Origin of the sequence: Stenotrophomonas sp. TWI1409 (assembly GCF_039673015.1) — a bacterium.
Taxonomy (GTDB): Bacteria; Pseudomonadota; Gammaproteobacteria; order Xanthomonadales; family Xanthomonadaceae; genus Stenotrophomonas; species Stenotrophomonas maltophilia_A.
Genome location: NZ_JBDJKU010000079.1, coordinates 1 through 16,801, shown reverse-complemented (window position 1 = coordinate 16,801; position 16,801 = coordinate 1). Strand labels below are relative to the sequence as shown.

Sequence of the window (16,801 nt, the reverse complement as noted above, 5' to 3'; positions counted from 1 at the left end):
CCCGCTCCCCCCCCCCCCCCCCCCCCCCCCCGGCCAACCCCCAGAAATCCGCTGTTCGCGGAAAGCCCCAGCCACGAGGGGGCTCCGCCGATGGCCGCCCACCGCGCGCCGGCGCCGCTCTCCGCCAAATCCCCGAACCATGCACTCGCTCACGGATTGACCACACGATTGATGACAACGTTGTCCCTACCTGGCGCCGGACTCTCTCCCCGGCCTCCCAGGTACCTCCGTCCGTCCCCCTCCGTCGCCTTCCCGGGCGATGTCCGGACCTGCGTTACGTGCGGCGCCATCCGGGCCCGCGCGCCAACCGATCGATCGGAGACACACCATGTACGACCCGCTTGTGCTGAGTGCCGATGTCCGCAGTGCCGAACGCTCCCTCCACCGCTGTCGCCCGCGCCGTCTGGCCTGGCTGCTGGCCCTTGCCGGGGCCGTTGCCCTGCCCGGCCTGGCGCAGGCCGCCAGCTGTGCCGGCGTGGCCCAGTGGGACCAGGCCAAGATCTACCGGGCCGGCGATACCCTGCAGAAAGGAGGCGTCCTCTATCGGGCGAACCAGGACATCTGGAACGCGCCGCCGGACCATCCGGCCGGTGCGCCCTACTACACCAACCTCGGTGCCTGTGATGGCAGCGGCAGCAACCAGCCGCCGGTGGTCAGCCTGACCTCGCCGGCCAACGGCGCCACCTTCAGCGCCGGCAGCACCGTCAACGTGACCGCCAACGCCAGTGACCCGGACGGCAGCGTCGCCAAGGTCGAGTTCTTCCGCGATGGCAGCACGCTGGGCGTGGCCACCAGTGCGCCGTACGCGGCCAGCTGGGCCAATGCCAGCGCCGGCAGCCACACCCTGCGTGCAGTCGCGACCGACAACAACAACGCCACCACCAGCACCGCGACCATCACCATCACAGTCAACGCCGCCGGTGGCGATACCACCGCACCGAGCGTGCCGGGCGGGCTGGCGGTCGGCACCCGCACCGCCAACAGCATCGCGCTCAGCTGGAGCCCGTCCACCGACAACACCGGTGGCAGCGGCGTGGCCGGCTACGACGTGTACCGCAACGGCAGCCTGGTCGGTTCACCGCCCAGCGCCAGCTACATCGATGGCGGGCTGACTGCCTCCACCACCTACCGCTACCGGGTTCGTGCCCGCGACAACGCCGGCAACGCCTCGGCCCAGGGCACCGAGATCAGCGCCACTACGCTGGCCGGCGACGGCGGCACCACCGGCAAGCGGGTGATCGGTTACTTCACCCAGTGGGGCATCTACGGCCGCAACTACCGGGTCAAGAACATCGACAGCAGTGGCTCGGCCGCACGCCTGACCCACATCAACTACGCGTTCGGCAACGTGCGCAACAACCGCTGCGAAGTGGGCATCACCCAGCCGTCGGATCCGAACAGCGGTGCCGGTGGCGATGCCTTCGCCGACTACACCAAGGCCTTCAGTGCCGCCGAGAGCGTCAGCGGCAGCGCCGATACCTGGGACCAGCCGCTGCGTGGCAACTGGAATCAGCTCAAGCAGCTCAAGGCCAAGTACCCGGGTATGAAGGTGCTGATCTCGCTGGGTGGCTGGACCTGGTCGCGTGGTTTCTCCAGCGCGGCGCGTCCGGAAAACCGCCAAGCCTTCGTCGCTTCCTGCATCGATGCCTACATCAAGGGCAACCTGCCGGTAACCGACGGTGCCGGTGGTGCCGGTGCGGCCCTGGGTGTGTTCGACGGCATCGACGTCGACTGGGAATACCCGGTGGCGTGTGGCATCGAATGTGGCAAGCCGGAAGACAACGCCAACTTCACCGCGCTGATGGCCGAGTTCCGCCGCCAGCTCGATGCGGTGCGTCCGGGCCTGTTGCTGACGGTGGCGGTGGGTGCCGGCATCGACAAGATCCGCGTCACTGATCCGGCCGCGTACCACCCGTACCTGGACTACATCAACGTGATGACCTACGACTTCCACGGCGCGTGGGATGCGAAGACCAATCACCAGTCGGCGCTGTTCGATTCGCCGAATGATCCGTCCACCGGCGACCAGAAGCTCTACAACAGCAACGACGCCATCGAGGCCTTCATCAGCCGTGGCGTGCCCGCCGCCAAGCTCAACCTGGGCATCGGCTACTACGGGCGTGGCTGGACCGGTGTGACCAACGCCAACAACGGCCTGTACCAGACCGCGACCGGCGCCGCCCCGGGCACGTATGAGGCCGGCATCGAAGACTGGAAGGTGCTGAAGAACCTGGCGTGGCCGGGCTACACCGACAACACCGCCGGTGCCACCTGGATCTACAACGGCAGCACGCTGTGGAGCTTCGATACCCCGGCCAACATCACCCGCAAGATGGGCTACGTGAAGACCCAGGGCCTGGGCGGCGCGTTCGTCTGGGAGTTCAGCGGTGACGATGCGCAGGGCACGCTGACCAAGGCGGTCAGTGATGGCCTGAAATAAGCAAAAAGCCGGGGGCGCATTGTGCGCCCCTGGCCTCTGATCTGTAGCGCCGAGCCCATGCTCGGCTGATGGTCCCGCAGTCGAGCATACCTCGACGCTACGATTCCGCGTCAGCGCTTCTCGGACAGCTTGTCCAGCGCCGCACGCAGCTGCGCCGGCGGCAGGTAACCGCCCAGCTGGGTGCCATCCGGCGCGAAGATCGCCGGCGTGCCGTTCACGCCCAACTGCTGGCCCAGCGCGTACTGCATCGCCACCGGGTTGGTGCAGTTCTTGGCCGGCACACTGCCACCGCGCTTGGCGTTGGTCAGGGCCTGGCGGCGATCCGCTGCACACCAGACCGAAATCATGTCGGTGTAGTCCTTGCTGCCCAGGCCCATGCGCGGGAATGCCAGGTACTCGACCGAGATGCCGTTGCGGTTGAGCTCCGCGATGTCCTGATGCAGCTTGCGGCAGTAGCCGCACTCGATGTCGGTGAACACGCTGATGGTGTACTTGGCATTGGGCGCAGCGAATACGATGCGGTCGCCGTGGTTGGCCTTGGCCAGCAGATCGCGGCGGTAGCCGAGCAGGCCTTCGCTGTTGGCCGGGCCCTTGGCACGCGTGTCGTAGGGCTGCGACTGGAACAGGTAGCGGCCATCGTCGGACACGTACAGCAACTGGCCGGAGACCACGACCTCGCGGAAGCCGGGGAACGGCGCAGCGCCGATGTAGTCCACCTGGAAGCCGGGATTCAGGGCGGTCAGCGCGGCGCGTACGGCCTGGTCGGCCGAAGCGTTGGCGGCCGGGACGGCCTTGGCCGCAGCCGCGGCGGGTGCCTTGGCGGCCGGCGGAGCCGGCTGGGCGCAGGCGGTCAGGCTGAGCGCACCGAACACGGCGGCGATGGCAAATCGGAGCATGGAGCGGTCCGCGACAGAAGAAGACCCCGGATTCTGACACAGCCGCCGCTACCGGGCCGCGACACTGCCCACCGCCCGAGGCCGGGGTTCAGGCCGCTGCTCAGCCGCGCGGATGGTGGCGCGCGTGCAGCTTCTGCAGGTGTTCGCGGGCCACCAGGGTGTAGATCTGGGTGGTCGACAGCGAGCTGTGGCCGAGCAGCATCTGCAGCGCGCGCAGGTCGGCGCCGCGGTTGAGCAGATGCGTGGCGAAGCTGTGGCGCAGGCCATGCGGGCTGATCCGCACCGGATCGATACCGGCCACCTGCGCGTGGCGCTTGACCAGATGCCAGAACGCCTGGCGGGTCAGCGCATGCAGCGTCGGCTCGACAAACAATGGGGTCTGCCCATCGGCCAGCGCCTGCACCTTGCCCTTGCCGACCAGCTGCGGGCGCGACGCCTGCAGATAGCGCTCCAGCCAGTGCTGCGATTCCTCGCCCAGCGGCACCAGCCGCTCCTTGCTGCCCTTGCCCGTGACCCTCAGCACGCCCTGGCGCAGGTTGACTGCCGTGGCCGGTAGCAGCACCAGCTCGCTCACGCGCAGGCCGGCCGCATACATCAGCTCCAGCATGGCGCGGTCGCGCAGGCCCAGCGGACTGTCGATGTCCGGCGCCGCCAGCAGTGCGTCGATCTGGCTTTCGGCCAACGCCTTCGGCAACAGCCGCGGCAGCTTCGGCGGGTCCAGCAGGGCACTGGGGTCCTCGCTGCGTTCACCACGGCGCACGCCATCGGCGAAGAACGCGCGCAGCGCCGACAGCAGGCGCGCATTGCTGCGCGGCGACCAGCCATGCCGGGTGCGCCAGGCCAGATAATCGAACAACCCCGGGCGCTCGATGCCGGCCAGGCCACCGTCGCGTCCATCCATCCAGCGCGCCAGCCCTTCCAGGTCGCGCCGGTAACTGTCGAGGGTGGCGCGGGCCAGGCCGTTCTCGGCCCAGATCGCATCGAGGAAGCGCTGGATGCGCGCGCTGTCGTCGGCGCGCAGCTCGGGCAGTTGCTGCACCAGCTGGCGGCGTTCGGCGGGGGTGGAAACAAGGGCCATGGGTGCAGGATACGAGGGCCACTGCGGGCGCGGCCAGCTTTGCGTATGCTCGGCGCATGTCCCGCCCCGCCACCGACACGGCCCCAGCGGCCGCCAGCGAACTGCCCCGCCCGCGTGCACTGCTGCTGTGGCGCCTGCTGGCGATGGTCTACGACGCACTGCCGGTGCTGGCGCTGTGGATGCTGGCCGGCACGCTGTTCACCCTCGCCTACACCTTCAGCGGCCACGCGCAGCGCGAGAACATCGCACCGTTCAGTGCCTGGCAGTGGCTGCTGTGGGCGGTGTGCTGGGGAATCACGGGGGGGTACGCCACGGCCAGCTGGCGCCGTGGCGGGCAGACGCTGGGCATGCGACCGTGGCGGCTGAAACTGCAATCGAGCGATGGCACGCCGCTGCGGCGCGGCCAACTGTGGCTGCGCTTCGCGGTGGGCACGCTGTCACTGCTGCTGGGCGGACTGGGATTCTGGTGGGCCTGGGTCGACCGCGACCGCCTGACCTGGCACGACCGCGCCAGCGGCACCCGCGTGGTGCGGATGCCGAAGTGCTGACGCGCATCCTGAAGCGTCGAGCCATGCTCGGCTGCGTTTCGCGATGCACTCGATAGCCGAGCATGGGCTCGGCTCTACACGATCAACGCGGCGATCAGCCGGCTGGCGCCGGGTCCGGCAGGATCACCGCCGGCTGCGTCCAGAGGTCGAAGAAGGCGGACGCAAACGCATTGGCCTGCACATCATCGGCCACCGGCGACTGTCCGCTCAACTGCGCACGGGTCTTCACGAACTCCTGCCACAGTTTCAGGCTGGCCTTCTTCAGGCGCTTCTGCTCGCCTGCATCGGTTGCGGCAAGGTACTGCGCGTACAGCTCGCGCATCGGTTTGCCCTGGGCCTCATAGGCCGCCGGAAGCGGCGGCAGCTGGGCGGCAGTGAAAGCCACCGATGCTGCCGGCGCCCGGTAGCCATCCGGCCCGAAAGCCTCCTTCAGCTCGTCCCCGGCATCCAGGTATTCGAAGAAGCCGGGCACGTTGTAGATCTTGGTCCGGTAGTCGGACGAGGTATCCGGGCTGCTGGAGACCACCGTGTCAGGCAGCTCGCCCTTCAGTCCTGCGTCCCAACGGCGCGGAATGAAGAAGCCGGTCGCCTTCACGTAGGGACCCTTGATCTCCACATCGTTCAGTTCGATCTTCGATGCCAGGTTGCCGGTATTGGTTTTGCTGGTGACGTACTGCTCGGTGACGATCACGTACTCGGCCATGGCCGGGTTGATCAGCCCGCCGATCCCGTCGGCGTAGACAACCATGCGTACGCTGCCGATTTTCTCGCTCTGCAGCCGGTACTGGCCCGGCTCCAGGACCAGGGGCATGGAGGTGTGCGGCGGCAGGGTATGCACCTGCTGGTCGACCGACAAGGTCAGCGGTGCATCCGTCGGGTTGTCGATCTCGAAGTCGACGGTGGACCGGCTGCAGCCGGCAGAAAGCAGCACGGCCGCGATGTACGGCAGAAAGCGTTGGAAGCTCATGTTCGTCCTTGAAGTGAAACGGAAACAGCCGGGCCTTGCCCGGCTCCCTGGGAATCAACCTGATTTGCGCCGGAACAGCAGCCCGGATATCGCCAGCATCACGATCGGTGGCAGCGCATAGGCAATGCGGTAATCGAACTTCAACGCGCCGGCCATGCGGCCGAAGAACAGCTGCAGCAACCAGAAGCCCAGCGCGAACAGGATGCCCAGGAACAGGCGCTTACCCATGCCGCCGCTGCGCAGCGAGCCGAACGCGAACGGCACTGCCGCCAGGCACAGCGCCAGCACGTTCACCGGGTAGAACCAACGGCTCCAGTACACATCCTCATAGTCGCGCGCATCCAGCCCATTGCGTTCGCGGTACTCGATGCTGGTACGCAGCTCGGCCACGCTGAGGTTGCGCGGCTTGGCGATACCGGTCGCCAGCGCGCCGGCATCCAGCTTGGAATTCCACGGCTCGCGCGCCACTTCCTCGCGCGTGGCCGAACGTTCGCCGAACGTATCCCGGCGCACACCGGTCAACACCCAGCCATCGTTGTCGTGCTCGGCGGTGGCCGCGTGGGTCAACGAGGCGATCTGTCCGTCCTCGGCGATGCGGTACAGGCGCACGTCGCGCAGGATCAACCGCGTGCCCTTGTCACCCACCAGCTGCTCTTCGCCACCGGCGGCGCTGAGGAAGGTGTCGCCCTCGCGCGCCCACAGCCCGGAGTAGCGTGCAGTGGAAATGTCCTGGCCCCATTTGGCGCTGGACTTCAGCGCATCGGCTCGATCCTGGCCCCAGGGTCCCAGCGTTTCGGCGCTGAGCACCATCACTGCGGTGAGCAGTGACAGCGCAATCGCCACCGACACGCTCAGGCGCTTGCGCGACAGCCCCAGCGCGCGCAGCGCGGTCAGTTCGGAGGTCGCCGCCAGCTGGCCCAGGCCCATCAGGGCGCCGATCACCGCAGCGGTGGGGAAGAAGGTGTAGGCCCGCCGCGGCACCGTGTACAGCACCCAGGCGGCGGCATGGCCCAGCGAGTAGCCGTTCTTGCCGATGTCCTTGAACTCGCCGGAGAAGGCCATCACCACGTCCAGGCCGACCAGCACCGTCCAGGTCAACAGCACCGTCGTGAATACCGACTGGCCCAGGTACAGATCGAAACGCATCGGGCGCAGCCTCATGCGTGGGCTCCCTTCGGCCGGCCCAGGCGGCCATCACGTGCATACATCCAGATCGCCAGCCCCAGCAACGGCAGGGTCAGCCACCACAGGCCGAGCGCGGCCGGAATCTTGCCGGTGGCGATCCAGCCACTGCCGATGAACATCAGGTTGGTGCCAACCATGTAGGCCAGCAGGGCCAGCATCATCCGTCCATAGCGCTGCTGGCGCGGAGAGCTGCGGCCCAGCGGCACGGTCAACAGGGCGAAGGCCAGTGCGATCAGCGGCGGGGCCAGCCGGCGATGCAGCTGTGCCTGTGCCTCGGGCCGGGCATCACCGAACAGCTTCGTGGTCGGCATCAGCTCCGGATCGTTCTCGGTACGGGTCTGCGCACCGTCGGGCAGGGCCACGTCGTTGCGCGCGAAGGTCGCCAGGCGGTAGTCCAGCCCACCCGCTACCGGGCCCTCCACCTGGTGCCCATCATCCAGCTCCAGGAAGCGCTGGCGGGCGCCTTCAAAGAACATCCGGCCCCCGGCGGCAGACACCACCTCGAGGCGGTCGTCCTTCTGCCGCTGCAGGAACACCCTGCCCAGCTGGGTGCCATCGGGCGAGATCGAGGACAGGTAGACCACGCCGCCATTGGGCAGCGGGGTGAACCGGCCCGGCTCCAGTCCGGCCATCAGCACGCTGCGGTTGGCCTCGATGATCATCTGCTCGGCCACCCGGCCGGCCCACGGGCCCAGCCACAGCGAGCAGGCGCCCACCAGTGCCACCACCGGCACCACCAGCATCAGCAGTGGCCGCAGCAGTCGCTTGGGGCCGACACCAATGGCGGTGATCACTGCCATTTCCGAGTCGCGGTACAGGCGCGCGATGGCCAGCAGCAGGCCCAGCATCAGCGCCAGCGGCAGGATCAGCGGCAGGTAGGCAATGAACTGCAAGCCCAGCTGCGAGAACAGCAGCTTGGCCGGCAGGCGCCCGTCGGCGATGTTGCCGAGGATGTCCACCAGCACGCCGCCCACGCTGACCACCAGCAGGACGATCAGGGTAGCCAGGAAACTCTGGACGAAATCGCCCAGCAGGTATCGGTCGAGCTTCAGCATGGGGCGGTGGTTTAAACTCTGGGGTTCGTTCGCGGTGCCGCCCAGTCTACTGTCTGGGCGTAAACGGCCTGCGATTGTACGGACTCGCCAATGGAATCTGCTCAATGGCCCTCGAATTCACCCTGAACCACGTTGCTCCGGCCGCCGCCACCGTCGATTGCCTGGTGGTTGGCGCGTATGCCGACCATACCCTGACCCCGGCCGCACAGGCCCTGGACGCCGCCAGCGGTGGCCGCCTGGCCGCCCTGGCCCAGCGCGGCGACCTGTCCGGCAAGACCGGCGCCACCACCCTGCTGCATGACCTGCCGGGCGTGACCGCCCCGCGCGTGCTGGTGGTCGGCCTGGGCGAAGCCGCCCGCTTCGGCGTGCCGCAGTACCTGAAGGCCGTCGGCGACGCCGTGCGCGCGCTGAAGGCCGGTGCTGCCCGCAGCGCACTGTTCACCCTGTCCGAAGTGGCGGTGAAGGACCGCGACGCGGCCTGGGCGATCCGCCAGGCGGTGATCGCCGCCGATCACGCCGCGTACCGCTACACCGCCACCCTGGGCAAGAAGAAGGCCGACGACGCCGGCCTGGCCCAGCTGGCCATCGCCGGTGACGACGCGCAGGCCCTGGCCCAGGGCCAGGCTATCGCCGCCGGTGTCGAGTTCGCCCGCGAGCTGGGCAACCTGCCGCCGAACTACTGCACCCCGGCCCATCTGGCCGAAGTGGGTGTGAAGTTCGCCGGCGAGCACGACGGTGCCGAAGCCGAGATCCTCGACGAGCACCAGATGGAAGCGCTGGGCATGGGCTCGCTGCTGGCCGTGGCCCGTGGTTCGGCCAACCGCCCGCGCCTGGTCGTACTGAAGTGGAACAATGGCGGCGACGCCAAGCCGTACGTGCTGGTCGGCAAGGGCATCACCTTCGATACCGGTGGCGTCAACCTGAAGACCCAGGGCGGCATCGAAGAGATGAAGTACGACATGTGCGGTGGCGCCAACGTCATCGGCACCTTCGTCGCTGCGGTCAAGGCCAAGCTGCCGCTGAACCTGGTGGTGGTGGTGCCGGCGGTGGAAAACGCCATCGACGGCAACGCCTACCGTCCGTCCGACGTGATCACCTCGATGTCGGGCAAGACCATCGAAGTGGGCAACACCGACGCCGAAGGCCGCCTGATCCTGTGCGACGCGCTGACCTACGCGCAGCGCTTCGAGCCGGCCGCGCTGGTCGACGTCGCCACCCTGACCGGCGCCTGCATGGTCGCCCTGGGCCACCAGACCGCCGGCCTGATGAGCAAGCACGACGACCTGGCCAACGAGCTGCTGGCCGCCGGCGAGCAGGTGTTCGACCGCGCCTGGCGCCTGCCGCTGTGGGACGAATACCAGCCGATGCTGGATTCGACCTTCGCCGACGTCTACAACATCGGCGGCCGCTGGGCCGGCGCGATCACCGCTGGCTGCTTCCTGTCGCGCTTCGCCGAAGGCCAGCGCTGGGCCCACCTGGACATCGCCGGCGTGGCCAGCGATGAAGGCAAGCGTGGCATGGCCACCGGCCGCCCGGTCGGCCTGCTGAGCCAGTGGCTGCTGGACCAGGCCGCCCGCGCCTGATGCCGTACCCGACCCTGGCCGGCCCCGCCGGCCAGGGCCTCGCCCGGCACTGCCGGGCCCCTGCCTGACCCGGACCCTGCCATGCCCCGCGCCGACTTCTACCTGATCGCCAAGCCCCGCTTCCTGACCGAGCCGTTGCGCCTGGTCTGCGAGCTGGCGCGCAAGGCCAACGACGCCGGGTTGTTCACCCTGGTGCTGGCCCGCGACCAGGCCCAGGCCGAGGAGCTGGACGAACTGCTGTGGGCGTTCGACAACGATGCCTACATCCCGCACCAGATCGCCGGCGAGGACATGGACGAGGAAGAAGCCCTGGTGCTGATCGCCGTGCCGGGCACCGAGGCACCGGCGCGCCCGCTGGTGATCAACCTGCGTGATGAACCCTGGCTGGGCGAGTGCGAGCGCGTACTGGAAGTGGTTCCGGCCGACCCGGAAGCGCGCGAACCGCTGCGCGAACGCTGGCGCCAGTACAAGGCCGCCGGTTACGACCTGAACAAGCACGACATGTAAGTCCAGCGAGGACCCCTTGATGCGCCTGTTGATCGCCCTGATTCTTCCCTGGCTGTCCTTCTTCACCATCGGCCGGCCGTTTGCCGGCATTGTCTGCCTGATCCTGCAGATCACCCTGATCGGCTGGCTGCCCGCCGCCATCTGGGCCGCCTACGCGGTCAGCCAGTACCACACCGACCAGAAGATCCGGCGCGCCCTCGGGCCGCGCTGATCTCCCTTCCGCCTTGATTACCGGTTCCCCCGCATGACCCAACTCGCCTCCAGTTACGACCCGAAGTCCTTCGAGACCGACCTCTACGAGGCCTGGGAGAAGGCCGGCCACTTCAAGCCGTCCGGCACGGGCGAGCCGTACACCATCCTGCTGCCGCCGCCGAACGTGACCGGCACCCTGCACATGGGCCACGCCTTCCAGCAGACCCTGATGGACGCGCTGGTGCGCTACCACCGCATGCGTGGCTACGACACGCTGTGGCAGGTCGGTACCGATCATGCCGGCATCGCCACCGAAATGGTGGTCAGCCGCAACCTGGCGCTGGAAGGCAAGGGCGAGACCCGCGATTCGCTGGGCCGCGAAGGCTTCATCGGCAAGGTCTGGGAGTGGAAGCAGCAGTCCGGCGACACCATCGAACGCCAGATGCGCCGCCTCGGCACCTCCGCCGACTGGTCGCGCAGCACCTTCACCATGGACCCGCAGCCGTCGGCGGCGGTCAACGAGGCCTTCGTGCGCTGGTACGAGCAGGGCCTGATCTACCGCGGCCAGCGCCTGGTCAACTGGGACCCGGTGCTGAAGACCGCCATTTCCGACCTGGAAGTGGAAAGCGCCGAGGAAGACGGCTTCCTGTGGTCGATCGCCTACACGCTGGATGAGGGCCTGAGCTACGAACACGTCGAGCGCGATGCCGACGGCGTGGAAACCCTGCGCGAAACCCGCGACTACCTGGTCGTCGCCACCACCCGCCCGGAAACCCTGCTGGGCGATACCGCGGTGATGGTGCACCCGGAAGACGAGCGCTATGCACATCTGATCGGCAAGAGCGTGGTGCTGCCGCTGACCGGCCGCCGCGTCCCGGTGATCGCCGACGACTACGTGGACCGTGCCTTCGGCACCGGCGTGGTCAAGGTCACCCCGGCGCACGATTTCAACGACTACGAAGTGGGCGTGCGCCACAGCCTGCCGCTGATCAACCTGTTCACCCCGGTGGCGGCGCTGAACGAAAACGCGCCGGAGCGTTTCCAGGGTCTGGACCGCTACGCCGCGCGCAAGGCCGTGCTGGCCGAGCTGGAAGACCTGGGCATCCTGGTCGAGACCAAGGCGCACAAGCTGCAGGTGCCGCGCGGCGACCGTACCGGCCAGGTGATCGAGCCGTACCTGACCGACCAGTGGTTCGTGAAGATGGACGACCTGGCCAAGCGTGGCCTGGAGCTGGTCGAAGACGGCAGCATTTCCTTCGTGCCGCCGAACTGGATCAACACCTACCGCCACTGGATGAACAACATCCAGGACTGGTGCATCAGCCGCCAGCTGTGGTGGGGCCACCGCATTCCGGCGTGGTTCGACGAAGCCACCGGCAGCTGCTACGTCGGTCGCAGCGAAGAGGAAGTGCGGGCGAAGCACAACCTGGGCAGCGACGTGGTGCTGAACCAGGAAAGCGACGTGCTGGAGACCTGGTTCTCCTCGCAGCTGTGGCCGTTCTCCACCCTGGGCTGGCCGAACGAACAGGCCATGGCCGAGCGCGGCTTCGACCGCTACCTGCCGTCGTCGGTGCTGATCACTGGCTTCGACATCATCTTCTTCTGGGTGGCGCGCATGATCATGGCCACCGACAACCTGGTCGGGAAGATCCCGTTCAAGGACGTCTACTTCACCGGCCTGATCCGCGACGGCCAGGGCCAGAAGATGTCCAAGAGCAAGGGCAACGTGCTCGATCCGCTGGACATCATCGACGGCATCACCATCGACGATCTGGTCGCCAAGCGCACCGGCGGCCTGATGCAGCCGAAGATGGTGGAGAAGATCGAGAAGGCCACCCGCAAGGAATTCCCGGACGGCATTGCTGCCCACGGTGCCGATGCGCTGCGCTTCACCATCGCCGCGCTGGCCACCCACGGCCGCGACATCAAGTTCGACATGAACCGCGCCGAGGGCTACAAGAACTTCTGCAACAAGCTGTGGAACGCCAGCCGCTTCACCCTGATGAACACCGAGGGTGCAACGTTCACCGGCGTGCCGACGCCGCGCACCGATGCCGAGCGCTGGATCCTTGCGCGCCTGGCGGCGGTGTCCACCGAGGCGCAGGGCCACTACGCCAACTACCGCTTCGACCTGCTGGCGCAGTGCCTGTACGAGTTCGCCTGGAACGAGTTCTGCGACTGGTTCCTGGAGCTGAGCAAGCCGGCACTGAATGGTGCCGATGCCGCCGACGCCGAAAGCACCCGCCACACTCTGCTGTACGTGCTGGAAGCGCTGCTGCGCCTGCTGCACCCGCTCACGCCGTTCATCACCGAACAGCTGTGGCAGCAGCTGGCCCCGCGCCTGGGCCTGGCCGAAACCACGCTGTCGCTGCGTCCGTACCCCACCGCCGCCGAGTTCGAAGGCGATTTCGCCCAGGCCGAGGCCGACGTGGAATGGCTGAAGGCCGTGATCAGCGCCGTGCGCCGCGTGCGCAGTGAGCTGAACGTCGCGCCGTCCAAGCTGGTGCCGCTGCGCCTGCAGGCCGGTCTGGAGCAGGACCGCGTGCGCATCGAACGTTTCAGCGCCTCGCTGTCGTTCCTGCTCAAGCTGGACAGCATCCAGTGGCTGGCTGAAGGCGAAAGTGCACCGCCGGCTGCCGCCGCGATCGTCGGTGAACTGAAGCTGCTGGTGCCGCTGGAAGGCCTGGTCGATCTCGATGCCGAGCGCGCGCGCCTGGACAAGGAGATCAAGCGCGTGGAAGGCGAGCAGGAGAAGAGCGAAACCAAGCTGGCCAAGTTCACCGACAAGGTGCCGCCGGCGGTGGTCGAGCAGGAACGCGTGCGCCTGGTCGACTGGAACACCCAGCTGGCCGGCCTGCGCGAGCAGCGCGCGAAGCTGTAAGTGCAGGGAAACGCCGGGTACTGCCCGGCGTTTCCTTTTGTAGAGTCGAGCCGTGCTCGACTCATGACAGCAGTCGAGCATGGCTCGACTCTACATTTCCCGCGCATGGCATCATCGGCGGATGCCGCTTTCCATCTTCCTGCTGGTTCTCGCCGCTGCAGCCCTGCACGCCAGCTGGAACGCGATCGTCAAGCGCGGGCCGGACAAGTTCCTCGGCACCGTACTGGTGACCGGCAGTGCCGCGCTGCTGTCGGCTGCCGCCCTGCCCTTCCTGCCATTTCCCGCGGCGCACAGTTGGCCGTGGCTGGGCGCGTCGGTGCTGCTGCAGGTGACCTATTACGGCCTGGTCGCACGTTGTTACCAGCAGGTCGACATGAGCCTGGCCTACCCGCTGATGCGTGGCAGCGCGCCGATCCTGGTCGCGTTGGCGGGCACCCTGCTGGGCGAGCAGCTGCCACCGGCAGCGTGGCTGGGCGTGGTGCTGGTCAGCACCGGCATCCTGTGCATGGCGCTGGGGGCGCGTGGCGGTCAGCTGCGCCTGCCGCTGCTGACCGCGGCGATGATCGCCACCTACACGCTGGTCGATGCGCAGGGCGCGCGTCAGTCCGGCAGCGCACTCAGCTATACGTTGTGGCTGTTCCTGCTGTCGGGCATTCCACTGCCACTGTGGGCGCTGTACACGCGCCGCGGCGCGGTGCTGGACTATGCGCGACAGCACTGGCCGCTGGGGCTGGCCGGTGGCGTCGGCACCACCACCTCGTATGCGATGGCGTTGTGGGCAATGACCCAGGCGCCGGTGGCGATGGTCTCGGCGTTGCGCGAATCGTCGATCCTGTTCGCGTTGCTGATCTCGGTGTTCCTGCTGCGCGAACGGATTCCGCGCGCGCGCTGGCTGGCGGCGGCGTTGATCGTCGGGGGTGTGTTGGCACTGCGGCTGGCGTGAGGAAAGCGTGCCAACCAAGGCTGGCACCTACCATGGTAGGTGATGTGTCGATGACAGCGGAGATCCATCGGTAGTGCCGGCCGCAGGCCGGCAACCCTGCTCCGTTACAGCGGCGGCATCGCCTGCAGGTCGCCGTCGACCAGTTCGATCGCCATCACCACCGCGTCTTCGCGGCCCTGTGCGGCCGGGTAGTAACGCGGGCGGCGACCGATCTCGTTGAAGCCTTCGCTGTGGTATAAGGCCAGCGCGGGTGTGTTGGACGGACGCACTTCCAGGAACACACGCTGCGCCCCCCGGTCGCCGGCCAGCTGTACCAGCGCGCGCAGCAACTGACGTCCGAGCCCACGCGACTGCGTCAGTGGATCGATGCAGACGTTCAGCACATGGGCCTCGTCGGCCGCGATGCTGAGCACGCCATAGCCGATCAGCTGGCCATCACGCTCCATGGCCAGGCCCGGATAGCCCGCACGCAGGCAGTCGACGAAGATGCCGCGGGTCCAGGGAAACGGATAGCCGCGTACTTCAATCGCCATCACCGCGTTGAGGTCGCTCTCGCGCAGCGCGCGCAGGCTGACCGGACCGGGCTGGCTGACCGCACTCATGGCGCACCCCGCTTGCGCAGGGCGCGCAGCTGCGGCCACAGCGCGCGCTTGGCGGCCGGGTCCTGACGCAGCTGGTCCAGCGGCCAGCTGTCCATCAGCGCCTGCGTGGCCGGATCATTGGGATTGCAGCCGGACGCGCGCAGCAAGGCGATCTGCAGGCGATCCGGCAGGCGCACCACCGGCTGCCGGGCATTGCCGCCAGGCAGCGGCCGGGCAGCCGCGGGCGCGGTGTCCGGTGCGCTGACCGGGGTCTCGCGGCGCGCTGGCGCCGGGCGTTCCTGGCGGGAAACCGGTGCGGCCGCAGCCAGAGGTTCGCGCGCGGGTGCGGTTGACGCCCGCGCCTGCTCCGCCGCTGGTGTGGCAGCCGCCTCGGCGTCGGCCACGCTCAGCTGCAGCGCGGCATCCAGCTCGGCGGCCAGCTGGCCGTCGTGATAGACGGTGTAGCCCATGGCCTGCAGCCAGGCCTGCTGGGCCGGTGACCACAGCACGGGCAGGTCCTCGCTCACGCGGCCTCGGGCTTCTTGCGCAGGCGCTGCACGGCCCACATCACCGGGCCCGACAAGGCATACAGGATGCCCACCGCGAACAGCACGCGCGGCAGATCGATGACCGCAATGGCGATCGCCACTGGCACCAGGGCCAGTACCAGGAACGGCACGCGGTCGGAGCGGGTGCCCTTGGCGCCGCCGCCCTTGAAGCTCCAGAAGCGGATGCGGCTGACCATCAGCAGCGCCGCGATGATCGTCACCGCCAGCGCCACGTAGCGCAGCTGGTTGCCGTCCCAGCCCAGGTTGCCATCGGCGAACGCCCAGACGAAGGACATCATCAGGCCGGCCGCGGCCGGGCTGGCAAGGCCGACGAACCAGCGCTTGTCGACCACCGCTACCTGGGTATTGAAGCGGGCCAGGCGCAGCGCCGCGCAGGCGGCATACAGGAAGGCCACGGCCCAGCCGACGCGACCCAGCAGCGGGTCGTCGAACTTCAGCCACGACAGCGACCAGTGGTACATCACCAGCGCCGGGGCCATGCCGAAGCTGACCAGGTCGGCCAGCGAGTCGTACTGCACGCCGAATTCGCTGCTGGTGCCGGTCAGGCGCGCCACGCGCCCATCCAGGCCATCCATCACCGCCGCCACGAACACGGCGATGCTGGCGTTGACGAAGTCCCCGTTGGCCGCGGCGATGATCGCGTAGAAGCCGGCAAACAGGCCGGCGGTGGTGAACAGGTTGGGCAGCAGGTAAATCGTGCGCGAACGCGGCGGCGGTGTGATCGGGTCCATGGAATCCAGTTTAATCGACTTGCCAGTGCTCGGCGCCAATGCTGCAATCGGCGTTCTACGCCCATTCCGTGGAGTTTGCCATGCGTGCCCTGTCCTGCCTTGGATGCCTGCTGCTGTTGGCCAGTGCCAACGCCGTGGCCGGCCCGGTCTATAAATGGAAGGACGCCAATGGCGTGACCCAGTATTCGGAGACCCCGCCGGCGGGCAGGAAGTTCGAGACCCGGGCGCAGGCGCGCAGTCCCCAGGCGGCGGCCAGCGCCGAGACCCCGGCCGCGCCGGTGCCCGAGCAGTGCAGCACCGCCCGCGCCAACCTGGCCCTGCTGGACGGCGGCGGCCAGGTAATGCAGGACACCGATGGTGATGGCAAGGCCGATACCGCGTTGGCTCCGGAGCAGCGCAGCGCGCAGAAGGGATTGGCTGAAGCCGCCATCAAGGCCTACTGCCCGGCGGAGTGAGGGTTATCGGCAGGGCTTGCAGCCCTGCACCCGCAGAGGCGGTAGCAAGGGCAACGTCAAGAGCGGGCATTCCGTGGAATGGCGGGGCGGTGTCGGAGTGCGGGGACGCCGCAAGTACGTCCCTGTAGCAACTGTGTTGCTGGAGAGTCTCAGGCCCGTCAGGTAAACGGGCACGGTAGTGCCGGCCGCT

Annotated in this window: 16 protein-coding genes; 8 read left to right on the top strand and 8 right to left on the bottom strand. The window is 68.1% G+C overall.

Features of this window, described 5'->3' with window-relative positions:
* The first annotated feature begins 328 nt into the window (after positions 1-328).
* Positions 329-2,440 carry a glycosyl hydrolase family 18 protein gene (locus tag ABE423_RS18480; RefSeq protein WP_346487091.1) on the top strand — a complete coding sequence of 704 codons (2,112 nt, stop codon included), beginning with the start codon at positions 329-331 and terminating at the stop codon, positions 2,438-2,440.
* 110 nt (positions 2,441-2,550) lie between these two features.
* Here the strand turns inward: ABE423_RS18480 and ABE423_RS18475 are convergent, their stop codons facing one another.
* Together ABE423_RS18475 and xerD are read right to left on the bottom strand one after the other, a co-directional pair.
* The gene (locus ABE423_RS18475; RefSeq protein WP_049398153.1) at positions 2,551-3,336 is read right to left on the bottom strand and encodes a DsbC family protein; all 786 of its coding nucleotides are present in this window, start codon (positions 3,334-3,336) and stop codon (positions 2,551-2,553) included.
* Positions 3,337-3,436: 100 nt separating this feature from the next.
* Positions 3,437-4,414, bottom strand: a complete 978-nt coding sequence (gene xerD / locus ABE423_RS18470) for a site-specific tyrosine recombinase XerD (RefSeq protein ID WP_032128012.1) — start codon at positions 4,412-4,414, stop codon at positions 3,437-3,439.
* Positions 4,415-4,470: 56 nt separating this feature from the next.
* Between xerD and ABE423_RS18465 the strand changes: the two genes are divergently transcribed.
* Entirely contained in the window at positions 4,471-4,962 is a 492-nt protein-coding gene (locus tag ABE423_RS18465; protein WP_346487088.1) for an RDD family protein, read from the top strand.
* A gap of 94 nt (positions 4,963-5,056) precedes the next feature.
* Here ABE423_RS18465 and ABE423_RS18460 read toward each other — a convergent pair whose 3' ends face one another.
* The 3 genes from ABE423_RS18460 to lptF are packed head-to-tail and all read right to left on the bottom strand — an operon-like array spanning position 5,057 to position 8,169.
* Positions 5,057-5,929, bottom strand: coding sequence for a hypothetical protein (locus ABE423_RS18460; protein WP_346487086.1), 873 nt, complete (start codon positions 5,927-5,929; stop codon positions 5,057-5,059).
* 54 nt (positions 5,930-5,983) lie between these two features.
* Positions 5,984-7,090 (bottom strand): LPS export ABC transporter permease LptG, encoded by a 1,107-nt coding sequence (gene lptG / locus ABE423_RS18455; RefSeq protein ID WP_004142518.1) that lies wholly within the window; start codon positions 7,088-7,090, stop codon positions 5,984-5,986.
* The gene (lptF, locus tag ABE423_RS18450) at positions 7,087-8,169 is read right to left on the bottom strand and encodes an LPS export ABC transporter permease LptF (RefSeq protein WP_346487084.1); all 1,083 of its coding nucleotides are present in this window, start codon (positions 8,167-8,169) and stop codon (positions 7,087-7,089) included. The genes lptG and lptF overlap by 4 nt, the downstream gene beginning before the upstream one ends.
* Positions 8,170-8,273: 104 nt before the next feature.
* On the opposite strand from lptF, the gene ABE423_RS18445 reads away from it, so the two are divergent.
* From ABE423_RS18445 to ABE423_RS18425, 5 genes are all read left to right on the top strand, one after another.
* Complete coding sequence (locus ABE423_RS18445) at positions 8,274-9,752, top strand: leucyl aminopeptidase (RefSeq protein ID WP_049424934.1); 1,479 nt, start codon at positions 8,274-8,276, stop codon at positions 9,750-9,752.
* An 81-nt stretch (positions 9,753-9,833) separates the two neighbouring features.
* On the top strand, positions 9,834-10,259 hold the full coding sequence (locus ABE423_RS18440; protein WP_049400292.1) for a DNA polymerase III subunit chi: 426 nt from the start codon (positions 9,834-9,836) through the stop codon (positions 10,257-10,259).
* A 19-nt stretch (positions 10,260-10,278) separates the two neighbouring features.
* Positions 10,279-10,470 carry a YqaE/Pmp3 family membrane protein gene (locus ABE423_RS18435; RefSeq protein ID WP_012510005.1) on the top strand — a complete coding sequence of 64 codons (192 nt, stop codon included), beginning with the start codon at positions 10,279-10,281 and terminating at the stop codon, positions 10,468-10,470.
* Positions 10,471-10,503: 33 nt separating this feature from the next.
* Positions 10,504-13,332: a valine--tRNA ligase gene (locus tag ABE423_RS18430; RefSeq protein ID WP_346487081.1), complete on the top strand. Its 2,829-nt coding sequence runs from the start codon at positions 10,504-10,506 to the stop codon at positions 13,330-13,332.
* 121 nt (positions 13,333-13,453) lie between these two features.
* Positions 13,454-14,275: an EamA family transporter gene (locus ABE423_RS18425; protein WP_049400290.1), complete on the top strand. Its 822-nt coding sequence runs from the start codon at positions 13,454-13,456 to the stop codon at positions 14,273-14,275.
* Between the two features lie 104 nt (positions 14,276-14,379).
* On the opposite strand, the gene rimI is transcribed toward ABE423_RS18425, so the two are convergent.
* Genes rimI through pssA form a run of 3 tightly spaced genes read right to left on the bottom strand, consistent with a single transcriptional unit; the run spans position 14,380 to position 16,156 of the window.
* Complete coding sequence (rimI, locus tag ABE423_RS18420) at positions 14,380-14,877, bottom strand: ribosomal protein S18-alanine N-acetyltransferase (RefSeq protein WP_032128003.1); 498 nt, start codon at positions 14,875-14,877, stop codon at positions 14,380-14,382.
* Positions 14,874-15,383, bottom strand: a complete 510-nt coding sequence (locus ABE423_RS18415) for a hypothetical protein (RefSeq protein WP_100437847.1) — start codon at positions 15,381-15,383, stop codon at positions 14,874-14,876. Before ABE423_RS18415 ends, rimI begins: the two co-directional genes overlap by 4 nt.
* Positions 15,380-16,156 carry a CDP-diacylglycerol--serine O-phosphatidyltransferase gene (gene pssA / locus ABE423_RS18410; protein ID WP_019660986.1) on the bottom strand — a complete coding sequence of 259 codons (777 nt, stop codon included), beginning with the start codon at positions 16,154-16,156 and terminating at the stop codon, positions 15,380-15,382. Before pssA ends, ABE423_RS18415 begins: the two co-directional genes overlap by 4 nt.
* Before the next feature lie 80 nt (positions 16,157-16,236).
* Here pssA and ABE423_RS18405 point away from each other — a divergent pair, with 80 nt between their 5' ends.
* Entirely contained in the window at positions 16,237-16,611 is a 375-nt protein-coding gene (locus ABE423_RS18405; RefSeq protein WP_049400296.1) for a DUF4124 domain-containing protein, read from the top strand.
* Positions 16,612-16,801: the final 190 nt, after the last annotated feature.